This window comes from Xanthomonas sp. SS, assembly GCF_014236835.1.
Taxonomy (GTDB): domain Bacteria; phylum Pseudomonadota; class Gammaproteobacteria; order Xanthomonadales; family Xanthomonadaceae; genus Xanthomonas_A.
Genome location: NZ_CP051190.1, coordinates 1,542,532 through 1,563,180, shown reverse-complemented (window position 1 = coordinate 1,563,180; position 20,649 = coordinate 1,542,532). Strand labels below are relative to the sequence as shown.

At 69.0% G+C, this 20,649-nt stretch carries 18 protein-coding genes; 8 read left to right on the top strand and 10 right to left on the bottom strand.

Going from position 1 to position 20,649, the window contains the following annotated elements; translation table 11 throughout:
• Positions 1–13 precede the first annotated feature (13 nt).
• From HEP74_RS06490 to HEP74_RS06480, 3 genes are all read left to right on the top strand, one after another.
• Positions 14–553 carry a DNA-3-methyladenine glycosylase I gene (locus HEP74_RS06490; RefSeq protein ID WP_185815712.1) on the top strand — a complete coding sequence of 180 codons (540 nt, stop codon included), beginning with the start codon at positions 14–16 and terminating at the stop codon, positions 551–553.
• Complete coding sequence (locus HEP74_RS06485) at positions 535–1,782, top strand: hypothetical protein (RefSeq protein ID WP_185815711.1); 1,248 nt, start codon at positions 535–537, stop codon at positions 1,780–1,782. Before HEP74_RS06490 ends, HEP74_RS06485 begins: the two co-directional genes overlap by 19 nt.
• 100 nt (positions 1,783–1,882) lie before the next feature.
• A complete protein-coding gene (locus HEP74_RS06480) occupies positions 1,883–2,800 on the top strand; it encodes a DUF72 domain-containing protein (protein WP_185815710.1) in 918 nt (305 codons plus the stop codon).
• Positions 2,801–2,873: 73 nt separating this feature from the next.
• Here HEP74_RS06480 and HEP74_RS06475 read toward each other — a convergent pair whose 3' ends face one another.
• From HEP74_RS06475 to HEP74_RS06435, 9 genes are all read right to left on the bottom strand, one after another.
• Entirely contained in the window at positions 2,874–4,016 is a 1,143-nt protein-coding gene (locus HEP74_RS06475) for an FAD-dependent monooxygenase (RefSeq protein ID WP_255427907.1), read from the bottom strand.
• A gap of 8 nt (positions 4,017–4,024) precedes the next feature.
• Positions 4,025–6,076 carry a LodA/GoxA family CTQ-dependent oxidase gene (locus HEP74_RS06470; protein WP_185815709.1) on the bottom strand — a complete coding sequence of 684 codons (2,052 nt, stop codon included), beginning with the start codon at positions 6,074–6,076 and terminating at the stop codon, positions 4,025–4,027.
• A gap of 36 nt (positions 6,077–6,112) precedes the next feature.
• On the bottom strand, positions 6,113–7,345 hold the full coding sequence (locus HEP74_RS06465) for a hypothetical protein (RefSeq protein ID WP_255427906.1): 1,233 nt from the start codon (positions 7,343–7,345) through the stop codon (positions 6,113–6,115).
• Positions 7,346–8,080: 735 nt separating this feature from the next.
• Positions 8,081–8,755, bottom strand: coding sequence for a YitT family protein (locus HEP74_RS06460; RefSeq protein WP_185816530.1), 675 nt, complete (start codon positions 8,753–8,755; stop codon positions 8,081–8,083).
• Positions 8,756–8,924: 169 nt separating this feature from the next.
• Positions 8,925–9,467 carry an MFS transporter permease gene (locus tag HEP74_RS06455; RefSeq protein WP_255427905.1) on the bottom strand — a complete coding sequence of 181 codons (543 nt, stop codon included), beginning with the start codon at positions 9,465–9,467 and terminating at the stop codon, positions 8,925–8,927.
• A gap of 110 nt (positions 9,468–9,577) precedes the next feature.
• Positions 9,578–11,074: a GGDEF domain-containing protein gene (locus HEP74_RS06450; RefSeq protein ID WP_185816529.1), complete on the bottom strand. Its 1,497-nt coding sequence runs from the start codon at positions 11,072–11,074 to the stop codon at positions 9,578–9,580.
• Positions 11,071–12,339: a WD40 repeat domain-containing protein gene (locus HEP74_RS06445; protein ID WP_185815707.1), complete on the bottom strand. Its 1,269-nt coding sequence runs from the start codon at positions 12,337–12,339 to the stop codon at positions 11,071–11,073. Before HEP74_RS06445 ends, HEP74_RS06450 begins: the two co-directional genes overlap by 4 nt.
• Positions 12,340–12,496: 157 nt before the next feature.
• The gene (locus HEP74_RS06440) at positions 12,497–13,627 is read right to left on the bottom strand and encodes a PilT/PilU family type 4a pilus ATPase (RefSeq protein ID WP_185815706.1); all 1,131 of its coding nucleotides are present in this window, start codon (positions 13,625–13,627) and stop codon (positions 12,497–12,499) included.
• Between the two features lie 99 nt (positions 13,628–13,726).
• Positions 13,727–14,764, bottom strand: a complete 1,038-nt coding sequence (locus HEP74_RS06435) for a type IV pilus twitching motility protein PilT (RefSeq protein ID WP_185815705.1) — start codon at positions 14,762–14,764, stop codon at positions 13,727–13,729.
• An 88-nt stretch (positions 14,765–14,852) separates the two neighbouring features.
• Between HEP74_RS06435 and HEP74_RS06430 the strand changes: the two genes are divergently transcribed.
• The 4 genes from HEP74_RS06430 (at position 14,853) to HEP74_RS06415 (ending at position 18,329) form a co-directional block, all read left to right on the top strand.
• Positions 14,853–15,539: a YggS family pyridoxal phosphate-dependent enzyme gene (locus tag HEP74_RS06430; protein ID WP_185815704.1), complete on the top strand. Its 687-nt coding sequence runs from the start codon at positions 14,853–14,855 to the stop codon at positions 15,537–15,539.
• Between the two features lie 297 nt (positions 15,540–15,836).
• Positions 15,837–16,865: a hypothetical protein gene (locus HEP74_RS06425; RefSeq protein WP_185816528.1), complete on the top strand. Its 1,029-nt coding sequence runs from the start codon at positions 15,837–15,839 to the stop codon at positions 16,863–16,865.
• 149 nt (positions 16,866–17,014) lie between these two features.
• Positions 17,015–17,857, top strand: a complete 843-nt coding sequence (gene proC / locus HEP74_RS06420; protein WP_185815703.1) for a pyrroline-5-carboxylate reductase — start codon at positions 17,015–17,017, stop codon at positions 17,855–17,857.
• Positions 17,858–17,870: 13 nt separating this feature from the next.
• Positions 17,871–18,329, top strand: a complete 459-nt coding sequence (locus HEP74_RS06415; RefSeq protein WP_255427903.1) for a DUF4426 domain-containing protein — start codon at positions 17,871–17,873, stop codon at positions 18,327–18,329.
• A gap of 356 nt (positions 18,330–18,685) precedes the next feature.
• Here the strand turns inward: HEP74_RS06415 and soxR are convergent, their stop codons facing one another.
• Positions 18,686–19,123 carry a redox-sensitive transcriptional activator SoxR gene (soxR, locus tag HEP74_RS06410; RefSeq protein ID WP_185815702.1) on the bottom strand — a complete coding sequence of 146 codons (438 nt, stop codon included), beginning with the start codon at positions 19,121–19,123 and terminating at the stop codon, positions 18,686–18,688.
• Between the two features lie 99 nt (positions 19,124–19,222).
• On the opposite strand from soxR, the gene HEP74_RS06405 reads away from it, so the two are divergent.
• A complete protein-coding gene (locus HEP74_RS06405; protein ID WP_185815701.1) occupies positions 19,223–20,647 on the top strand; it encodes an MFS transporter in 1,425 nt (474 codons plus the stop codon).
• Positions 20,648–20,649 lie beyond the last annotated feature (2 nt).

Sequence of the window (20,649 nt, the reverse complement as noted above, 5' to 3'; positions counted from 1 at the left end):
GAATCCGCCCGACATGACCAGCTATTGCGACATCGCCCCCGGCCACGCGCTGCACGGCCCCTACCACGACGACGAATACGGCGTTCCGCAGCGCGCCGAATCCGACCTGTTCGAGCGGCTGGTGCTGGAGATCAACCAGGCCGGGCTGAGCTGGGAGTTGATGCTGAAGAAGCGCGCCGGCTTCCGTGCCGCCTACGCCGGGTTCGATGTGGACACGGTCGCCGGCTACGGCGAGGCGGACGTGCTGCGCCTGCTCGCCGACCCCGGCATCGTCCGCAACCGGCTCAAGGTGCACGCGGCGATCCACAACGCGCAGGTGATCCAGGGCCTGCGCGCCTCGCATGGCGGTTTCGCCGCCTGGCTGGACGCGCACCATCCGCGCGACAAGGCCGAATGGATCAAGCTGTTCAAGCGCACCTTCCGCTTCACCGGCGGCGAGATCACCGGCGAGTTCCTGATGAGCCTGGGCTATCTGCGCGGCGCGCACCGCGAGGACTGTCCGGCCTTCGCGCGCATCGCGCGGCTGGATCCGGCATGGATGCGCAGCGCGTGAACCGTTCTGCGGCGCATGCGCATGCGTGCGTCGCAGACGCCGCATCGCAGTGGACACGACGGGCACGGCCGACATCGTGGGCGGCGGCAACGCTGCTTGCGCTGGCCGCCTTCAGCGCGGCGCAGGCGCGTGCGGCCGATACCGCGACGACGACGCTGCCGCAGGTGCTGGAACAACTGCGCCGCGAGATCGAGGCCGAACCGACCACCGATCCCACCCCGATCGACACGGTGCTGCAGCGCCACGCGGACAGCACCGGCCTGAGCTTCGACATCGCCACGGTGGGTGCGGACGGCGCCGCGGCGCCGCCGCCCATGCAACCGGCCGGTGTCACCGCCGCCGAATGGCAGGCGTTGCGCACGTACCTGGGTGCCGCGAGCACGGTGCAGGACGACGTCTCCGAAAGCGGCAACCACCACTACACCCTGCTCGACCTGGACGAAGACGGGCAACGCGACCTGTTGGACACGGCCTATGTCGGCGGCACCGGCCTGTTCACCGAGATCGCGGTGCTGCGCCGCGACGCCGCGCACGGTTTCCTCGCCCCGCCCCACCCCGCAGCCGACGCGGAACCGGCGACGGCCGCGTTCAGCATCAACGGCCGCGGCAGCGACCAGGCCCTGTACTGGCTGCGCATCGACGGCCGCAGCTATGCGGCCTATCGCGACGGCGACTATTTCCAGGACACGCTGACCCTGTCACGCCCGCTGTCGCCGCTGCCCGGCGAGCGCAACAGCCCGCGCGTGCTGCAGGTGCGCTACCGCTACCGGCATACGCTGGCGCCGTCGCCAGATCCGGCGCAGACCACGCCCGAGGACCAGGACGCGGCGCGCTGGCTGGCGCAGCACCCGCAGCTGCGCGCGGTCGCGGAGCGGGAATTGCAGCGCCTCGGCTTCGATGCGCAGGGCCGGCAACGCAGCCCGGACCCGAACGCGCGCTGCCCGGTGCCGTCCGGGATCGAAGATCCCGAGGAACGCGCGCAATGGCCGTGGCGCGATGCCGGCCACTACACCTTCGACTACGTCGCCGACCTGCGCCTGCGGCACGGATCGGACTGCTACAGCGCCAGCATCGTCGCCTTCCGCAGCAGCTACCTGACCTCCTACGCCGCCTGCTGCGCGCTGTGGCTGTACGCCGCGCCCGGCCAGCAGGCGGTGGCCGTGCCGTTGCTGTCCGTGCGCGAGCGCGCCGGCGTCGCAGTGATCGCGGCTACGCCGGCTGGGCAATGAACGCCGCCGGCTGAGCGTCTTGCGCCGCGCCGGCCACGGTCGACGCGGCCTTGCCATGGCATGCACGGCGCTTGCACGCCGCCACCGGCATGGTCGGCGCATGAGCCTGCGTATCGGCATCTCCGGCTGGCGCTACCCGCGGTGGCGCGGCGTGTTCTATCCGCCCGACCTGGTGCAGCGGCGCGAACTCGAATACGCCTCGCGCTGCTTCCGCTCGGTCGAACTCAACGGCTCGTTCTACTCGCTGCAGACACCGAAGAGCTACGCCGCCTGGCACGACGCGACGCCGCGCGGCTTCGTGTTCGCGGTCAAGGGTCCGCGTTTCGTCACCCACCTGAAACGGCTGCGCGATTGCGAGCAGCCGCTGGCCAACTTCTTCGCCTCAGGCCTGCTCGGGCTGGGGCCAAAGCTGGGACCGCTGCTGTGGCAGCTGCCGCCGTCGCTGGCCTTCGACCACGCGCTGCTGGACGATTTCCTGTCGCTGCTGCCGCGCACCAGCGAGGCCGCGCTGGCCCTGGCCGGCAAGCGCGACACCGCACGCATGCGCGAGCGCAGCCTGCTGCATATCGACCGCAACCGGCGCCTGCGCCATGCGCTGGAGGTGCGCCACCCCAGCTTCGCCACGCCCGCGGCGATCGCGCTGCTGCGCAAGCACCGCGTCGCCCTGGTGCAGGCCGACACCGCCGGCAAGTGGCCATACCTGGAGGACGTGACCGCCGATTTCCTGTACCTGCGCCTGCACGGCGACGCGCAGTTGTATGCCAGCGGCTACAGCGACAAGGCGCTGGACACCTGGGCCGAACGGATCGACGCCTGGCACCGCGGCGGCGAGCCGGCCGCGGCGCAACGCGCAGGCCCGGCCGCCGCGCGGCGTACGCGTCGCGACGTGTATTGCTACTTCGACAACGACATGAAGGTGCATGCGCCGTTCGATGCGCGGCGCCTGGCGCAGCGGCTGGGCGTGCCGACGCCGTGTCCGGATCGTGCGCAGCCGCTGGACGCAGCCGAAGAGGACTGAGCGATTCGCCGCTGCGCGGTCGCGCCGGGCACGGGCTGCGCTTCGGCCAGGCAATCGAGGAAAACGCGCACCATCACCGCGACAGGCGCGCCTGCCAGAACGGCGACTGCGGCCAGCGCCGTTCGCGCGCATACAGCGAGCGGCGCACGCGCAGGTGCTCGGTGAAGCGCGCGAATACGCGATCCTGGTAGCTCGCCAGCGCCGCCGGCCCCGCGCCGTGCAGATGTTGCGCCAGCGCCTGTCCGGCGGCCTCGCCGTCCTGCAAGGCCTTGACGATGCCCTGCGCGGCGAGCGGGTCGTAGGCGCTGGCCGCGTCGCCCACCGCCAGCCAGCGCTCACCGACCACGCGGCTCAGGATCGCCGCAGGCGCCAAGGCCGCCAGCAAGCCGCCGTTGTCCGGCAAGGTCGCCTCGCCCTGCTGCAGCCAGCGCGCAACGTGCTGTGTGTCCTTGGCCGCGGCCAGCCACACCGCGGCATCGCGGTAATGGCGTTGCCGCGCAGGCTCCACCGCCAGCGCCACCACCATGCGCTTGCCCGGCAGCTTGGCCGCATACCACCAGCCGTCGTGGCAGGCCTCCAGCAAGGCCTGCGACGGGATCGCCTCGGGGCGCTGCAGCGCGACCATGGCCGCGACGAACCCCAGGCAATCGACTTCGTTGCGGGCCACGCCCAGGCGCCGCACCGCGGCCGCGGCGATGCCGCTGGCATCGACCAGGAATCCGGCCGCCAACTGGCGACGGCGTCCGTCCTCGCCGCGCAGTTCCAGCAGGTAGCCGCCGTCCTCACAGCGGCCGATGCCGCACAAGCGCAGGCCGCGCAGCGACGTGCCGCCACGCGCGGGCACCGCAGCGGCCAGCATCGCGTCGAAGGCGCTGCGGTCCACATGCCAGCCCTTGCCCTGCCCGGCGACGATGAAATCGTTGTAGCCCAGCTCGGGCTTGCCCCAGCTCGCGCAGCTGCCGGCCGAGGGCAAGGGCGCCTGCGCCCGGAACGCGTCCCACACGCCCAGGCGCTGCAGCACCGCCGCGCTGGTCGGCGGCATCGCCTCGCCCAGCCGCCAGCCGGGCGCGCGGCCGAGATCGATGACCACCGCATCCTCAATCCCGTGCGCGGCCAGCGCGAGTGCGGTGGCGCAGCCGGCGGCGCCGCCGCCGACGATCGCCACGGCGTGGCGGTCGCTCGCCGCGCAGCCGCTCGCCAACGTGCGTGCTGCCATGCCTGCGATCAGGGCTTGGGCGGCGTGTACTTGGGAATGTCCGCCATCGGCCACGGCGCCACGTAGTCGCTGCCGATGTCGAACAGGCTCTGCACTTCCAGGAAGATATTCGCGGGATAGGCGGGCTTGCCGTCGGCGGCCGGAATATGCGCGCCGCTGATCACGAAGCCGACCTTGGCCCAGTTGTCGACGAAATCCTGGTACTGCTGGAAGCGCCCCACTTGCGCTGGGTAATCGCTGTCGGTGCCGGTACCGCGGACCGAATACACCTGCTGGCCCACGCTCCAGGTCAGGTCCCGCGGATCGAAGGTGCACAGCGAGACCGGATACACCGCAAACGGCCGTTCGGCCGGCCATGACCAGAACAAGGTGTTGTTCACGCCCGGATTGGGATCGGGCAGATGGGTGGCGCATGAGTTGTAGTCGGTGTGCCAGGGCACCGACATGAACTTTGAGATGTCGCCCGGCTCCACCGGCTGGGTCTGCAGCGGCACGTAGCCGAAGCTCAGGAACGGCGCGCCAGGCGTCGCCTTGCTGTAGTCCAGCGGTGCCTGGCGCACCCGGAACGGCCCGCAATCCTGTGCCTGCCAGTCCTGCACATAGAGGTTGACGTCGCGGATCGGGAACGACACCTCGATGCCCGGGCTGTAGCGGCCGCCCAGGCAGTTCTCCAAGGTAATGCGATCCAGCGTCTCGCCCGGCCCCAGCGCCGGCCCGGCGCCTTGCGCGTAGGTCTTGTTGTGCCACTGGCCGAGCAGGAAGTACTGGGTCGGGCTGACGGTCAAAAAACTCTTGGCCGCATCGCCGAGCGACAGCGGCATCATCGGCGAGCCGGTCTTGATGTCGGCTGCCGAGTCCGGGTCGCGAATCAGCGTCTTCAGGTTGGGGATCTTGACGGTGGGATCGTCGCTGGGGGTGATCGCGCCGATCATGTCGTGGCCGCGGATCGCGCCGGACGGCAGGTTGGTGTTCCAGCGCTGCAGCATCGCCGCATGGAAGATCGGCTGGATGTCGTCGCTGAAGGACGGGAGGTAGCTGGCGACGAAGCCGCCACCCGCGTACAGCGACGGCACCAGCGCCAGCTGGCGCACCCATACGTCGTAGACGTCGTCCCAGGTCGAGACCACGTTGCGAGTCTGCGGCGCATAGCCGGGATCGCCAGTGACGTACCAAGCGCCTTGCACGCTCGCGCTGGAGCCGTCGTCGAACAGCAGCACCGCGTTGACCGGGCCGTCGGCGGCGTCGTCGAACCACAGGCCGTTTTCGGTCGCGTCGTTCAACGGCGGCCATTGTCCGTTCTGCACCACCGCCACCGTCCTGGCGAAACCGCCGGCGACGATCAGCCCGCCGCCCTGCTCCACGTGCAGCTCGCCCAGCGAGTCGATCGGACCGAGCGGTTGGTGCAGCTGATGGAAATCGTCAGGAAAGCTCTTCGGATAATCCACCGTCTGGATGCTGCCGGACGCATCGGCGTAGCTGGCCGCTGTGGACTTGTCGAAGTCGACGAGCTTACCGGTCCCACTGGCGGCGCTGATCGCGCGCGGGCCGGGATCGATGACCAACTGGCGCAGGCGGGTCGGATCGTGGGGATCGCTGGTGCCCGCATAATCCGGATTGCGCAGCTGCAGCGGGCTCTGCGACGAAGGCGGATACGCCTCGATGCCGATGAACAGATTGCCCTTGCTCACCGTCGAATAGTTATTGAGTTTCTTGTTGGCCAGATGCACGGTCCAGACGATGTCCTTGACCGTCCTGCCGTCGATCGTGCTGCCCACATCCACGCGCGTGCCGCCACCGTTGGGGTAGGTGCCGGAACTGCCGCTGGGATAGGCGTAGATGTGGAAACGCGCGGCCTGGCGCTTGACGTTGCCGTCGGCATCGCGGAACTGGTCGGCGGTGATCGGCGTGGACTCGGTGCCGGGCTGCACCGGCAACCCGCCCATCAGACCGTCGGCGCCGCGCGCGCCGGCCGCGGTCACTGGCGCCAGATAGAACTCCTGGCTATCGCCGACGCGGCCGATGCCGATCGCCGGATGCACTCGAAACACGTTGCTGGACATGATGATTTGCTCCTGATCCGAATGGAATGGCGCGCATCAGCGCTGCGCGGCCGGCCGCGGCGCCGGTGGCGCCTTCTGCGGCAACTGCGCCTGGAAGTAGTCGTTGATCACCACATGACTGAGGTTGACATTCAGCCCCGGCAACGACTGCGCGCGCGGATCGGGCGAAATCACCTGGGTGGTGTTGTGGCAGGCGAAGCAGTTGTCCTGCGTGCTCTGCACCTGGGTGAAGGTCTCGATGGTGGAATTGGACAGGCGCATCGAGCCGGTGAGCAGCGGCGATGTTTTATCCGGCGGCACGCACTCCAGGGACGAGCCGGGCTGGAAGGTGCAGTTGGGCTGCAGCGCGTCCAGCTGGTTGAACCAGATCGCGCCGACCTCGAAGTAGTTCTTCCACACATCGTTCAACTGGCTCTGCACCGAGGTGTTCATCGACATGATGTTGGGGATGTTGCAGTCCGTCGCCCCGGGTGGGCACGGCTTCTCCCCGCCGTACGGCACCATGCGGCACACCTGGGTGACCGGGCTCAGGGTCTGCGTCTGCGCGTTCAAGGTCAGCGCACCGGAACCGGCCGCGTTGAGGTTGCACTGCTTCAGCGGGGTATTGGCCTGATAGAACGTCCAGTCCTTGCCGGAGACGATGTCGTTCGGCTGCATCTTCTCCATCGGCTGCGGCAGGTCCGGCGCATTGGCCTGGTGTTCGAAGGTGGCCCAGATCATTTCCGGATGGCCGTTGACCGTGCCGCCGATGTGGAAGCCGACCAGCGCCACGGTCTGGGTCTCGGTGTCGCCGGTAGCGACGATCTTGCCCTTGCGCATGCCCAGCTTCGCGATCTGCGCCTGGCGGGTATAGAACGTGGACACGTCCTCGCCCGGCTGCACCACCCTCCACGCCGCCTTCAGGGTCATGCTGTTCACGGGAAAGGCCGTGTCGGGATTGAATGCGCGCAGCTTCTTGGGGTCCTGCAAGCCGTTGTTGGCGATGAACTGGCCGAAGACGTCGTTGGAGTGGATCGAGTAATAGACCGCGCGTCCGTTGCGATCCACCAGCACCCCGTCCGGCCCCGCCTGATCGATCAGCTCCACGGTGCGCGCCTGCTGCGCGCGGCCGATCAACGGGTCCAGCACGCCGTCGGCGACACCGCCGACGCCGTCGGTGGTCATGGTCAGGAAACGCGGCTGCCCGCCCACATCCTGGGTCAGCCACAGGAACGCATTCCACGACCAGATGTGGAAGTCGCAATTGGTGCTGTTGGAACCGAAATCCATCGAATCCGGCGCCGGGGTGTTTGCGTGCGGAAACCAGTTCGAATTCGGCGACCCGGGCGGCACGCAGGCGCTGGCGACAGATCCAGGCTTGGTCGGCAGCACGCCGCCACTGCCCTGTTGCAGTCCCGGACCCGGACCGGGACCGGGTCCGGGATTCACGGCCGAACACGCCGCGACCAAGACACAGACAAACGCCGCGAACCCTATCGCACGCTTCATCGCATTCTCCTTCAGTGCTCGAAAGACAGCTGAAAACGCCACTTCCATGACGGCGCGCGGCCATGCAGCAGCTCGCGATGCCGAACCGGCAAGCGCTGGAAGATCTAGATCGGTTTCCCCTTCGCAGGCACGATGACTCCCGTGGATCGCGTCACGTCATTCGCGCGTATTGCCCCTCGCCTGCGCAGCCAGCATGCGCCGACGACGAACGCGCCGACAAGGCCATTTCGTAGACACGCGGGATATCCCGTAGACAGTTGCGTCCACGGCCGATCGCTGCACGCGGACCACGGCCGCATGGCGGCAGTCGCTGGATCGGTGGCGTGGTCGTGCGGCATGCAGTGCGCATCGATGGAATCCGCCTGACGCGCGCTTTTTTTGCGAAACGGCTGCGACGTGCAGGCAAGCGGTGCATCGTTACGAAGCATCGAACAGCCTCGGCATCCGCCCTGGCCGTTCGACGCGGCGATACGCATTGCGCCGAACACACCAAGCAGCAGGCGCCGCGGCCTGCGCTCACACGCCCATGTAGCGCCCGGAGCGGTGGTTGAACATCAGCACCAGGCTCAGCACCACCGCACCGATCGCCGAGTACAGCACCTGCTGCGGCGCCAGCACGAAGAACGCGATCAGCATCAGCGCCCCGTCGAAACTCATCTGCACCTTGCCCGCGCTCCAGCCGCGGCTGCGCTGCAGGTAGACCGCCAGGATGCCGACGCCGCCGAGGCTGGCGCGGTGGCGGATGAAGAACAGGATCGCCAGCCCGACCAGCGCGCCGCCGACCAGCGCCGAATACAGCGGCGTCATCGCCGAATACTGCGCCCAGCGCGGCAGCAGATCGGTCAGCACTCCGCAGGCGGCGACCGCGGCGAAGGTCTTCAGGGTGAATTCCCAGCCCATGCGCCGCACCGACAACCAGTAGAACGGCAGGTTCACCAGCACGAACATCAGGCCGAAGTTCCAGCCCAGCGCGTAGTGCAGCAGGAACGCCACCCCGGCCATGCCGCCGATCATCAGCCCGCCCTTGGCGAACACCGCCAGGCCCAGCGAGGCCACCAGCGTCGCCAGCAGCATGCCCTGGATGTCTTCGGCCACGCTGTGCCGCAGCGCCTGCGCATCGAGCGCGGTGCCGGCCGAATCGGCAGGCGGCGTCAACGGCCCGGAGGTGACGACGGTGCCGTCGTCGGGCAAAGGGTCCAGGTCCGGACGCAGATCGGAATCGGGGAGGCTCACGGGGAATAGGCACGACGCGGGGTGCGGTATTAGACACCAAGCCGGGCGGTGGTTGCATATGAAACTTCGTCCGCGGATCGCGAGCGCATGCCTGGACCGGCGCTGCGCCGCCACCCCGGGATGCCGCTCAGCGCGGTGCCGGCAAGTTCACATGAATCGGTTGCTGCAGCAGAACGTTGAACATCAGCACAAAGATCGCCAACGCAAGGAATGGGGCAGCGATCGCCAGCCATCCCCACGTCCACGCGGTGAACCGCTCCTGTGGACGTTCCGGCAAGCCGCGCGCTCGCTTGAAGCGGACCAGGCGATGGTTGATCGCGAGCAGCGGCGTCCACGACAACAGTGCCAGGAACGACAACCGCGACGGCCATGCCGACAGCAGGCTCAACCCGACGTAGACCAAGGCCGGCCCCCACCAACCCAGCGCCGCGCGACGATGCGCGCCGATCAAGCGATCGAGCGTGCGGAAACAGGCGAAGATCCAGATCAGCGAGAACACCGAGCGCCACACCGGCGAGATGCGCCGGCGGCCGGAGATCAGGCGGATCGCCTGCCAATTGCGGTAGAACCAGTACAGCGCGTACCAGCCGAAGGTGGTGGCGCACAGCAGCGCCAGCTTGGCCGCCGACGGCGCGAACAGCGTGGACAGGGGATCAGTGGCAGGGGCCATCGCGGGCGCGGCATCAGGCAGCGCGGCGGCGGGGACGGCATAGGGGTTGTCTATTTGCATGCGTGGCACTCGGCCGATGCGTTTGTCGAATCGCGCCGCGTCGACCGCGGTCAGCGAGCGAAGGCGCGGCGCTGCCGCTTGTCCGCGTACATCTCCGCATCGGCGCGTTCGAGAAGTTCCTCCAGCGCCTCCGCGTCCAGATCCCGCCGGTTGCACAGGGCCAGGCCGAAGCTGGCCGACAGCCCGGTCGCGAACCCGTCGTCCTCGCCGGGCTTGGCAAGCGCCCCACGCAGCGCATCGGTGAGCCCGCGCGCCTTCTCCGGCGTGGTCAGCGGCAGGTACAGCGCGAACTCGTCGCCCCCGCGGCGCCCAAGCAACTGGCCCGACCGCAGACAGCTCCGGCACCGCTTGACGAAAGCACGCAAGGCCGCATCGCCGGCGGCGTGTCCGAACTGGTCGTTGATCGCCTTGAGGTTGTCCATGTCGGCGACGATCACCGCCAACGGACGTGGCTCCTGCGCGGCCAGTTGCAGATCGTTGAGCACCTGCTCCAGGAATCCCGTCCGCGACAGCGCCCCGGTCACCGGATCGCGCACCAGCGCATGGCGCAGCCGCGTGTTGTCGGCGTAGAGCCCGGGGACGGCCAAACCGAAGTAGCTGTTCGCCGCCAGGCTGATCATGGCGAACTGCAGCGCGAGCGCCTGCGCCTCGAGCCGCAGCAGCGGCGTGGCCAGCGCGATCAGCAGACTGAAGGCGGCGATCGCCACCAGCGCCTGCAGCATCCCGTGGGTATGCACGATCCACAACTGGATCACCACCACCACGAACAACGCGAAGACCACCGCCGGCTGTCGCGGCAACGCGGCCGCGAGCCACATCACCGCCAGGGTGATGCCGAGCAGGAGCCCCAGCTTGACCACATAGCCCGCGGCGCTTCCGCTCGGCGCGATCATCCCCGACAAGCGCGGGATGCCAGGCCGCGGCGCGATCTGCAGGGACTCGGCCAGACGCAGTAGCGCGAGGATCGCCAGCGGGCCGAGCGCCAGCAGACCGGCGTAGTCGCCGATCGCCCACGGGATCGACTGGGAGAACATGGTCGGCAGGTCGATGGCGCCGGTGACGACCAGACCCGCGCCGCCCAGGCAGGCAGACAGCAGCGAGGCCACTCCGCCGCCCAGGATGAAGTAGGTGACCGCGCGCGGCAGGCTGGTCGAGGACATCCCTTGGCCGACCCGGCGCAGCAGCCAGGCCAGGCCGCCCCAGATGCAGAAATGTTGCGCGGTGAACAGCAGCGCGTACTGCAGGACCGCCCGATCGGGGACGACCGTGTGGCCGGTGGTGCGATAGAAGCTGAGCAGCGTGGCCAGCACGCACGCGATGGCGATCGCCGGCGCACCGCGCCAGCCCAGCACCATGAAGGCGGCCAACGTCACCGCCACCGGCGGGAACCACAGGCTGGCATGCGTCTGATATCCCAGGACCCGTGCCAACTCGAAGCCCGCCAACCACGCCGCCACCAGCGCCACCGACAACACCAGCAGCGCGCCGGGACGGCGCGGCGCCGCGGCGCGCGTGCGGAACGGCGCCTCGGCGTCCCAGCCTGTCATCCATCCGCCTCCGGCCGGCTCCGGGCGGTGGCCGAACCGGGGCCGACGAACGCGGTGACCGAGCTGTCGTCGCTGCCGCCCACCACCACCGACGCATCGCCGCTCAGACGGATCGGCCAGCTCATGTTGCCCGCGGCCCAGTTCCATTGCAGCGCGCCATCGCTCGCATCCCACAGGGTAAACCCGCCAGGCGTGCCGTCGGGGTGGCCATCGGCCAGCCCCAACCAGCGCCCGCCAGGGTCGAATGCCAGGCAGTTGGGCGAGTACTGGCTGGACGCCGTCCACTGCGGCTGGGCCGCGCTGCCGGTATCGGCGAACACGGCGACGATGCCGCCCTGCGTGAGGTTGCCGGCGATCGCGACCTTGTCTCCGGCGGCATCGCAGGCCAGCCCGTAGATGGTCTTCACGCCCCCCGGTGCCGCCACGCTCCAGGCCGGCGCGGGCGTGCGCTGGAACGCGGCCACGTCGAACGCGTACAGCGTGCCGTCGCCGGCGCCGGCATAGGCCCTGAGCCCATCGCCGGACAGCGCCGCGACATGGGTGTAGGCGCCATTGGGCAACTGCCAGCGCGCCAGCGCCGTCGGTTGTCCGGACGCGATCGAGAACAGGATGATCTCGCCGTGGTAGCTGGCCACCAGCCCGGTGCTGCCGTCGATGGAGAGGCCCGTGGCGACGACGGTGTCGCCGGCAGCGCTCAGCGTGATGTACACAGGCGCGGGGAAGGTTGCGGCGGCGCCGGTGCGGCAGAACAGATAGCCCTGATCGGCACCGGCCAGCAAGGTCAGCCCGCGCCCATCCAGCGACACCATGTTGCCGCGGCCCCCAGTCAGCGGATACGACAGCAGCTCTTCGCCGCCGGGCACCGACCAGGCACCGATGAAGCCCGCGTACGGATTCTGGCTCCTCCAGCCGCAACTGGCGACGGTACTGCCGTTCGCCGCGACATCGACCCAATACACGCCCTGCCAGCCGTCGAATTCCTTCGCCAGCAGCGGCTGGCCGGTACGATCCCAGGCGTAGGTGCCGAAGGTCCCGTCCTGGTTGCCGCGCACATCGCTGCGCGTGGCGGCAGGGTCGATGCGTTCGAAAATCTTGCGCTGGGCGACGGGCACGGCGTCCAGCCCGGCACTCTGCGACCCGCCGCCATAGTCGTGGAAGAAGGTGCCGGCGGCGATGACATGGCCATCGCCGGACACCGCCACCGAATTGATGTAGTAGCCGGCATGCGGCTGCGTGGACCAGAGCACTTCAGGCGCGTCGTTCACGCAGACTCCTTCCCTTTGGTTGAAGAGTCCTCGATGGACCCCGCGAGCATGTGGCTGAAAACACGACACCGGTTGACGAACTGGATATAACCGGGATCACGTCGACTCCGTGTCATCGTGCCCTGCGCCTGCACTCCCGATCGCCGGCCAGGCCGGCTCAGCGCACCTCGGCGATCTCCACCCCGTCCATGCCCTGCGCCAGGGTCTTGGCGTCGCCGCCCTGGGCGAGCTTGATGCGCAGGCGCACTTCGTTCTGCGAGTCGGCGTGGCGCAGCGCGTCTTCGTAGCTGATCTCGCCGGCCTGGTACAGCTCGAACAGGCTCTGGTCGAAGGTCTTCATGCCCAGGTTGGTGGATTCCTTCATCACGTCCTTGAGCTTGTGGATCTCGCCCTCGCGGATGTAGTCCTGCACCAGCGGCGTGCCGAGCATGATCTCCATCGCCACGCGCCGGCCCTTGCCGTCGGGGGTGGGAATCAGCTGCTGGGCGACCACGCCGCGCATGTTCAGCGACAGATCCATCAGCAGCTGGCTGCGGCGGTCCTCGGGGAAGAAGTTGATGATGCGGTCCATCGCCTGGTTGGCGTTGTTGGCGTGCAGGGTGCACAGCACCAGGTGGCCGGTTTCGGCGAAGGAGATCGCGTGGTCCATGCCTTCGCGGGTGCGCACCTCGCCGATCATGATCACGTCCGGCGCCTGGCGCAGAGTGTTCTTCAGCGCGTTCTCCCAGCTGTCGGTGTCGATGCCGACTTCGCGCTGGGTGATGATGCAGCCCTCGTGCTTGTGCACGAACTCGATCGGGTCTTCGATGGTGATGATGTGGCCGGTGGAATTCTGGTTGCGGTAGCCGATCATCGCCGCCAACGAGGTCGACTTGCCGGTGCCGGTGGCGCCGACGAAGATGATGATGCCGCGCTTGGTCATCGCCAGGGTCTTGATCACCGGCGGCAGGTTCAGCTCGTCGACGGTGGGAATGCGCGTCTCGATCCGGCGCAGCACCATGCCGACCTGGTTGCGCTGGTAGAAGCAGCTGACGCGGAAGCGCCCGACCCCGGCCACGCCGATGGCGAAGTTGCACTCGTGGGTCTTCTCGAACTCCTCGCGCTGCGCCGGAGTCATCACGTTCAGCACCAGGTCGCGGCTCTGCTGCGAGGTCAGCGGCGTCTGCGTGATCGGGGTGATCTTGCCGTGCACCTTGATCGCCGGCGGCATGCCCGAAGTGATGAACAGATCCGACGCCTTCTGGTGCGCCATCAGTTTCAGGAACGAGGTGAAGTCGATGGTGCTCATGGCTTGAACTCCGGGATTGGGGATTGGGGATTCGGGATTCGCAAGAACCGGGCTGGCGAGTTGCCCTGCCAATCCCCAATCCCGAATCCCCAATCCCGGCTACTCGAACACACGCTTGTCCTTGGCATACTCGCGCGCCTGGTTGCGGGTGATCAGGCTGCGCTTGACCAGGTCCTGCAGGTGCTGGTCCAGGGTCTGCATGCCGGTCTGCTGGCCGGTCTGGATCGCCGAATACATCTGCGCCACCTTGTCCTCGCGGATCAGGTTGCGGATCGCCGGGGTGCCGACCATGATCTCCCAGGCCGCGGTGCGACCGCCGCCGACCTTCTTCAGCAGTGCCTGCGAGATCACCGCGCGCAGCGATTCGGACAGCATCGAGCGCACCATCGGCTTTTCGCCGGCCGGGAACACGTCGATGATGCGGTCGATGGTCTTGGCCGCCGAGCTGGTGTGCAGGGTGCCAAACACCAGGTGCCCGGTTTCCGCAGCGGTCAGCGCCAGGCGGATGGTTTCCAGGTCGCGCAACTCGCCGACCAGGATGATGTCCGGGTCTTCGCGCAGCGCCGAGCGCAGCGCCTCGTTGAAGCCGTGCGTGTCGCGGTGCACTTCGCGCTGGTTGATCAGGCACTTCTGCGAGGTGTGCACGAATTCGATCGGATCCTCGACGGTGAGGATGTGGCCGTATTCGTTCTTGTTGATGTAGTCGATCATGCCGGCGAGCGTGGTCGACTTGCCCGAGCCGGTCGGCCCGGTGACCAGGATCAGGCCCTGCGGCTGGTCGATCAGCTGGCGGAAGATCGGCGGGCAGCCCAGGTCTTCCAGGGTCAGCACTTCCGAGGGAATGGTGCGGAACACCGCGCCGGCGCCGCGGTTCTGGTTGAACGCGTTGACGCGGAAGCGCGCCAGGCTGGGAATCTCGAACGAGAAGTCGACTTCGAGGAACTCTTCGTAGTCGCGGCGCTGCTTGTCCGACATGATGTCGTACACCAGCGCGTGCACCTGTTTGTGGTCTAGCGCCGGGATGTTGATGCGGCGCACGTCGCCATCGACCCGGATCATCGGCGGCAGGCCGGCGGACAGGTGCAGGTCGGATGCCTTGTTCTTGACCGAGAACGCCAATAGTTCAGCGATATCCATACGCTGCTTTTCCCCTTGGGCTGCGACTGGAAGGATGATTCCCCGGGCGGCAGTATAGCGCCCTTCCCCGTTGCCAGAAGCGCCGCCCGTGCCCCTCTCCCCCCTGCAGCAGATCCGCCTGGACATGGACCGCGCCGCGGCCGCCGCGCAGCGCCCGCCGGCGCACCTGCTGGCCGTGTCCAAGACCCAACCGGTCGCGGCGATCGCGGCCCTGGCCGCGCAGGGGCAACGCGCGTTCGGCGAAAACTACGTGCAGGAGGCGGCCGGCAAGATCGCCGAACTGGCGCCGCTGCAGTTGCAATGGCACCTGATCGGCCACCTGCAGTCGAACAAGGCCGAACAGGCCGCCGCGTTGTTCGACTGGGTGCAGAGCGTGGACCGGATCAAGCTGGTCGCCGCCCTGGGCCGCTACCGCCCGGCGCAGCGGCCGCCGCTGAACGTGCTGATCCAGGTCAACATCGACGACGAGACCAGCAAGCACGGCTGCGCCCCCGACGCGGTGGACGCGCTGGCCGCGGCCGTCGCCGCGCAGCCGACGCTGCGCCTGCGCGGGCTGATGGCGATCCCGGCGCCGTTTCCCGAACAGGCGCGGCGGCGGGCGGCGTTCCAACGCATGCGCACCCTGCTCGACGGCCTGCAAGCGCGGCACCCCGACGCCGACACGCTGTCGATGGGCATGAGCGGCGACTTCGCCGCGGCGATCGCCGACGGCGCGACCATGGTCCGCATCGGCACCGCGCTGTTCGGCAGCCGCGCGTCGCACGCCACGCCCTGACAACGCCGCGCAACCGGGCAAGAGGTGGCAGCGGCAGGCGCAGCCGAATGCTTGTCTACGAAATATTCAAACGCGATTAAGCGACATCGGAAATATGTCGTAGCTCAAACGCTTGAAAACCATAGTGTTTCCGCTTGAAGCAAGCCTCATGCATAGACGGCATGTGCAACCGTTAAGTCGGTCAAGGTTCTGACTCGGAAAACTCCGCTCCCATGGCGGCGACAGCGGGCTCTCCGCCGTCCATCGCCGAATGCGATCGGCACGTACGAGGTCAACCAAATGGATGCATCGACCAGATTGTTGCTTGCTGCTTGTGTTGCCGGTTTTCTGCAGGTCCCGGCCGCGATGGCGGCGCCGTTGGCGACAGGCGCGTGGAGTGCGGACGATCCGCTGATGACGCCTGCCGAAGCCAGCGCGCGCACCACGTGGCGCGACACCATGGCGCACCTGCCGACCCCCGCGGAAGGCTGTTTCCACGCCACCTACCCCAACACGAACTGGCAAGCGGACACCTGCAAGACCTTGACCCGGCACATCCACCCGATCCCGCACCGCGTCCACTGGGGTGCGTCGCAAACCACCGGCAACGGCTACGACTACGCCCTGCAGTCCAGCAGCCTGATCAGCAAGACCGTCGGCAGCTTCCCCCAGGTCAGCGGCGTCACCTCCGAAAAGGGCGTCGGCGTGGCCGCCTTCGGCGGCGGCGGCATTCTCGGACCCAACGAGTATTCGCTGCAGATCAACTCCAACTACGACGGCACCACCAGCGTCTGCAACGGGCATTCCGGCTGCACGGTCTGGCAGCAGTTCGTGTACGCGACCGACTACGAGACCCAGGGCGAAGCGGCGGTGTTCATGCAGTACTGGCTGATCGGCTACGGTTCCAGCTGCCCGAGCGGCTGGCTCAGCGATGGCGGCACGGACTGCTACCGCAACAGCAATGCGGTCAGCGCCCCCGACGTGCCCGCGACGCAATTGGCCAACCTGAAGCTGACCGGCTCGGCGACGGCCAACGGCAACGACACCATCACCTTCGCCAACGGCAACACCGCCTACAGCATGAGCGCCAAGGACAGCGTGGTCAAACTGGCGACGGTGTGGAAGCTGTCCGAGTTCAACGTGGTCGGCAATGCCGGCGGTTCGAGCGCGAATTTCAACACCGGCTCGTCGATCACGGTCAAGGTGGCCGCCACCAACGGTTCCACCGCCGCACCGATCTGCGCCGCCAATGCCGGCACCACCGGCGAAACCAACAACTTGAACCTGGGCAGCTGTTCCGCCGCCGGCGGATCCACGCCGTCGATCACCTTCACCGAGGCCAACTGAGCCAGCCGCGCTGGCGATGCGGCCTGTCGCCAGCGCGGACCTCTCGGCAGACGCCGCCCTAAGCCCGCTCGACGGCCGACGGCGGCCGCACTGCCGGCGCGCGACGCAGCCGCTACCATAGGGGCTCCTCGCGTTCTCGGTGCCTGTCCATGCCCTCTACCCGCTCCGGCTCCCCCAGCGCCGACATCGCCTTCATCGGTGGCGGCAACATGGCCCGCAGCCTGATCGCCGGGCTGGTCCGCCAGGGCATCGCAGCGGACACGATCCGCGTCGCCGAGCCGGTACCGGCACTGCGCGAAGCGCTGGTGGCGGACTATGGCGTGCACGCCGTGGCCGCGGCGGCCGAGGCAGCCGACGGCGCGCCGTTGTGGGTATTCGCGGTCAAGCCGCAGGTGCTGCGCAGCGTGTGCGGCGAACTGAGCGCGCTGGCCGCGGCGCAGCGGCCGCTGCTGCTGTCCATCGCCGCCGGCATCACCGCGCTGCAGTTGGACCGCTGGCTGGGCGGCGCGCATGCGGTGGTGCGGGCGATGCCGAACACGCCGGCACTGCTCGGCGCCGGGGTCACCGGCCTGTTCGCCAACGCGCAGACCAGCGCCGAACGGAAGCTTCAGGCCGAACGCTTGCTGGCCGCCGCCGGCGTCACCGTCTGGGTCGAGGACGAGGCGTTGATCGATGCGGTCACCGCGGTCTCCGGCAGCGGTCCGGCCTACGTGTTCCTGCTCGCCGAAGCGATGGAAGCGGCCGGCATCGCCCAGGGCCTGCCGGCCGCCGCGGCGCGCACGCTGGTGCTGCAGACCGTGCTCGGCGCGGCGCGCATGCTCACCGAATCCGGCGAGGCGCCGAGCGAGCTGCGGCGGCGGGTGACCTCGCCCAACGGCACCACCCAGGCCGCGATCGAGACCTTCCAGGCCGGCGGCTTCGAAGCGCTGACCGCCACCGCCATCGCTGCCGCCGCCGCACGCGGCCGCGCCCTGTCCGCCGCCAACGACTGACCCGGAGTCGCCGATGATGCGTCGCCTGCCTGCCATCGTGCTGTTGTGCCTGGCCCTGGCCGCCTGCTCGGCGCAGGACGCGCCGCGCCCCGCCACGCTGGTCGCGGCCACGCCCGCACAGGCCGATCTGGGTGCGCTGCGGGTGCACTACAACGCACTGCCGACGCTGGCGATGAGCGACAGCGTGGCGCGCCGCTACGGCATCGTGCGCGCCGCCGATACCGCCCTGGTGATGATCGCGCTGCGCCGCGTGCAGAGCGGCGAAGAACTGCCGGCCACCGGCGAGGTGCGTGCCGTGGCCGCCGACCTGAGCGGCCGCCGGCAACCCATCGCCTTGCGCGAAGCGGTCACCGACGCCTATACCGACTATGTCGGCACGGTGCGCACCAGCGAGCACGATCAGCTGAATTTCGTGGTGGACGTGCGCAGCGCCGATGGCGCGGGCACGGTGCGCTTCAGCCGCAGCTTCTAGCGCGGTTTCGCTTCAACCGCCGCCGTCTGCGGCGCCGGGCGGGAGCGGCAACGGAATCGGGTTCGGCACCGGCGCGCCGCGTTCGAAGGCGCCGATGTTGTCCAGCCGCCATGATCTGGCCGATCACCTCTTCGGTGAAGAACGCTGGTGGCCGGTGACGATGACGTTCGGAAACGACATCAGGCGCCGGCAGCCAACGGCACCACGCTCAGCGCATCCTGCACGAACAACAGATCATGACCATGCGGCATTGGCCTGCACCGGCAACTTCACGTCGTAGCGTCGCGCGCTGTACACCGCCACCTTCATCGCATCGCTTCCGCCGTGACGTGACGTGGCGCCCAGCATCGGCGTGCTCAGGGCGATGTCCAGCGCTGCGGCCCTTCGCCCTGCGCGCCCAGTGCATCGGCAGGATTGCTCAAGCGGCAGCGGCGCAGCGACAGGCAGCCGCAGCCGATGCAATCGGTGAGCTGGTGGCGCAACTGGGTCAGTTGCAGGATGCGTGCGTCCAGCTCCTGGCGCCAGGCCGCCGACATCCGCGCCCACTCCGCGCGCGTGGGCGTGCGCGCATCGGGCAACTGCGCGAACGCGGCCTTGATGCTGTCCAGCGGCACGCCGACGCGCTGCGCGACGCGGATCACCGCCAGCCGGCGCAGCACGTCGCGCGCATAGCGGCGCTGGTTGCCGGCGGTGCGTAGGCTGTGGATCAGGCCCTTCTTCTCGTAGAAATGCAGCGCGGACACCGCCACGCCGCTGCGCTCGGCCACCTGCCCCACGCTCAGTTCCTCGTGCATCGCTTGACCTCGAGTCCGGTTGAGGTTGCATGCTGCGCGTCCGCTTCCCGCCGCGCAAGCGTGCGCTGGTAGCCTGCTTGCACCGCACGAGGCTTTTCGATGAATCACGCCACACCTTCCAGCAACGAGCCCCATGGCGCCGCACCGGCGTTGCCGGATGCCGCGGCAACCGCAGCGTCCGGCGCCGATTCGGTACTGGCACCGCGCTATCGCGCGACCACGCTGGGCATGGTCGCGCTGGTCTCGCTGATCGCCTTCGAAGCGCTGGCGGTGGCCACCGCGATGCCGACCGTGGCGCGCGAGCTGGACGGCTTGCGGCTGTACGCGCTGGCGTTCGGCGGCACCCTGGCCACCAGCGCGATCGGCATGACCGTGGCCGGGCGCTGGAGCGATCTGCGCGGTCCGGCGGCGCCGCTGTGGGCCGGCCTGCTGTGCTTCGTGTGCGGCCTGCTGCTGGCCGGCTTCGCGCTGTCGATGCCGATGCTACTGGCCGGGCGGCTGGTGCAGGGCCTGGGCGCCGGCGCGATCTCGGTGGCGCTGTATGTGCTGGTCGCGCGGCTGTACCCGCAGGCGCTGCGGCCGCGCATCTTCGCCGCGTTCTCCGCAGGCTGGGTGGTGCCGTCGCTGATCGGGCCGAGCATCAGCGGGCTGATCGTCGAACACGTCGGCTGGCGCTGGGTGTTCCTGGCGGTGCCGCTGCTGGCGCTGCCGTCGGCGGCGCTGCTGCAGCCGGCATTGCGCAGCCTGCCGCGCGTGGCGACGGCGACACGTTCCAGTGCGGCGTCGTTGCTGTGGTCGATCGGCGCCGCGGCCGGGATCTGCCTGCTGTACCTGGGCGGCCAGCAGCGCGGCGCCTGGGCGGCGGCCACGGTACTGCCGGCGCTGGCACTGCTGCTGGCCTGCGCGTGGCGGCTGCTGCCGCGGGGCACCCTGCGCGCGGCACGCGGGCTGCCCAGCGTGATCGCGCTGCGCGGCATCGCCGGCTCGGCGTTCTTCGGCTGCGAGGCGTTCCTGCCGCTGCTGCTGTCGCGCGAACGCGGGCTGTCGCCGACCTGGGCCGGGGTGGCGTTGAGCGTCGGCGCGCTGGGCTGGTTCGCCGGCTCCTGGTACCAGGGCCACTATGGCCGCGACGGCACCCGCCTGCGGCGGCTGCGCGTGGGCTGTGCCCTGATGACGCTGGGCGTGGCGATCACCGCGCTGGCGCTGTGGCCGGCGCTGCCCGCGGCGATCGCGATCGGCGGCTGGACCGCCACCGGCCTGGGCATGGGCCTGATCTATCCGACCCTGTCGGTGCTGACCCTGACCCTGTCGCCGCCGGCCGAACAGGGCAAGAACAGTTCGGCGCTGCAACTGAGCGAGGCGATCGCGGTGGCGACCACGCTGGCGGTGGGCGGCTCGCTGTTCGCGGCGTTGCTGACCCGGTCGGTGGTTGCCGCGTACCTGTCCACCTTCGCGGTGGCGGCGCTGCTGGCGCTGCTCGGCCTGGGCATCGCCGGGCGCACCCAGCCGACGGCGCCGCGCTGAAC

Excerpts from the sequence above, each read along its gene's own strand:
- HEP74_RS06490 (WP_185815712.1), top strand. The coding sequence starts at position 14 with ATGACCAGCTATTGCGACATCGCCCCCGGCCACGCGCTGCACGGCCCC.
- HEP74_RS06485 (WP_185815711.1), top strand. The coding sequence starts at position 535 with ATGGATGCGCAGCGCGTGAACCGTTCTGCGGCGCATGCGCATGCGTGC.
- HEP74_RS06480 (WP_185815710.1), top strand. The coding sequence starts at position 1,883 with ATGAGCCTGCGTATCGGCATCTCCGGCTGGCGCTACCCGCGGTGGCGC.
- HEP74_RS06475 (WP_255427907.1), bottom strand. The coding sequence starts at position 4,016 with ATGGCAGCACGCACGTTGGCGAGCGGCTGCGCGGCGAGCGACCGCCAC.
- HEP74_RS06470 (WP_185815709.1), bottom strand. The coding sequence starts at position 6,076 with ATGTCCAGCAACGTGTTTCGAGTGCATCCGGCGATCGGCATCGGCCGC.
- HEP74_RS06465 (WP_255427906.1), bottom strand. The coding sequence starts at position 7,345 with ATGGATTTCGGTTCCAACAGCACCAATTGCGACTTCCACATCTGGTCG.
- HEP74_RS06455 (WP_255427905.1), bottom strand. The coding sequence starts at position 9,467 with ATGGCCCCTGCCACTGATCCCCTGTCCACGCTGTTCGCGCCGTCGGCG.
- HEP74_RS06450 (WP_185816529.1), bottom strand. The coding sequence starts at position 11,074 with ATGACAGGCTGGGACGCCGAGGCGCCGTTCCGCACGCGCGCCGCGGCG.
- HEP74_RS06440 (WP_185815706.1), bottom strand. The coding sequence starts at position 13,627 with ATGAGCACCATCGACTTCACCTCGTTCCTGAAACTGATGGCGCACCAG.
- HEP74_RS06435 (WP_185815705.1), bottom strand. The coding sequence starts at position 14,764 with ATGGATATCGCTGAACTATTGGCGTTCTCGGTCAAGAACAAGGCATCC.
- proC (WP_185815703.1), top strand. The coding sequence starts at position 17,015 with ATGCCCTCTACCCGCTCCGGCTCCCCCAGCGCCGACATCGCCTTCATC.
- HEP74_RS06415 (WP_255427903.1), top strand. The coding sequence starts at position 17,871 with ATGATGCGTCGCCTGCCTGCCATCGTGCTGTTGTGCCTGGCCCTGGCC.
- soxR (WP_185815702.1), bottom strand. The coding sequence starts at position 19,123 with ATGCACGAGGAACTGAGCGTGGGGCAGGTGGCCGAGCGCAGCGGCGTG.
- HEP74_RS06405 (WP_185815701.1), top strand. The coding sequence starts at position 19,223 with ATGAATCACGCCACACCTTCCAGCAACGAGCCCCATGGCGCCGCACCG.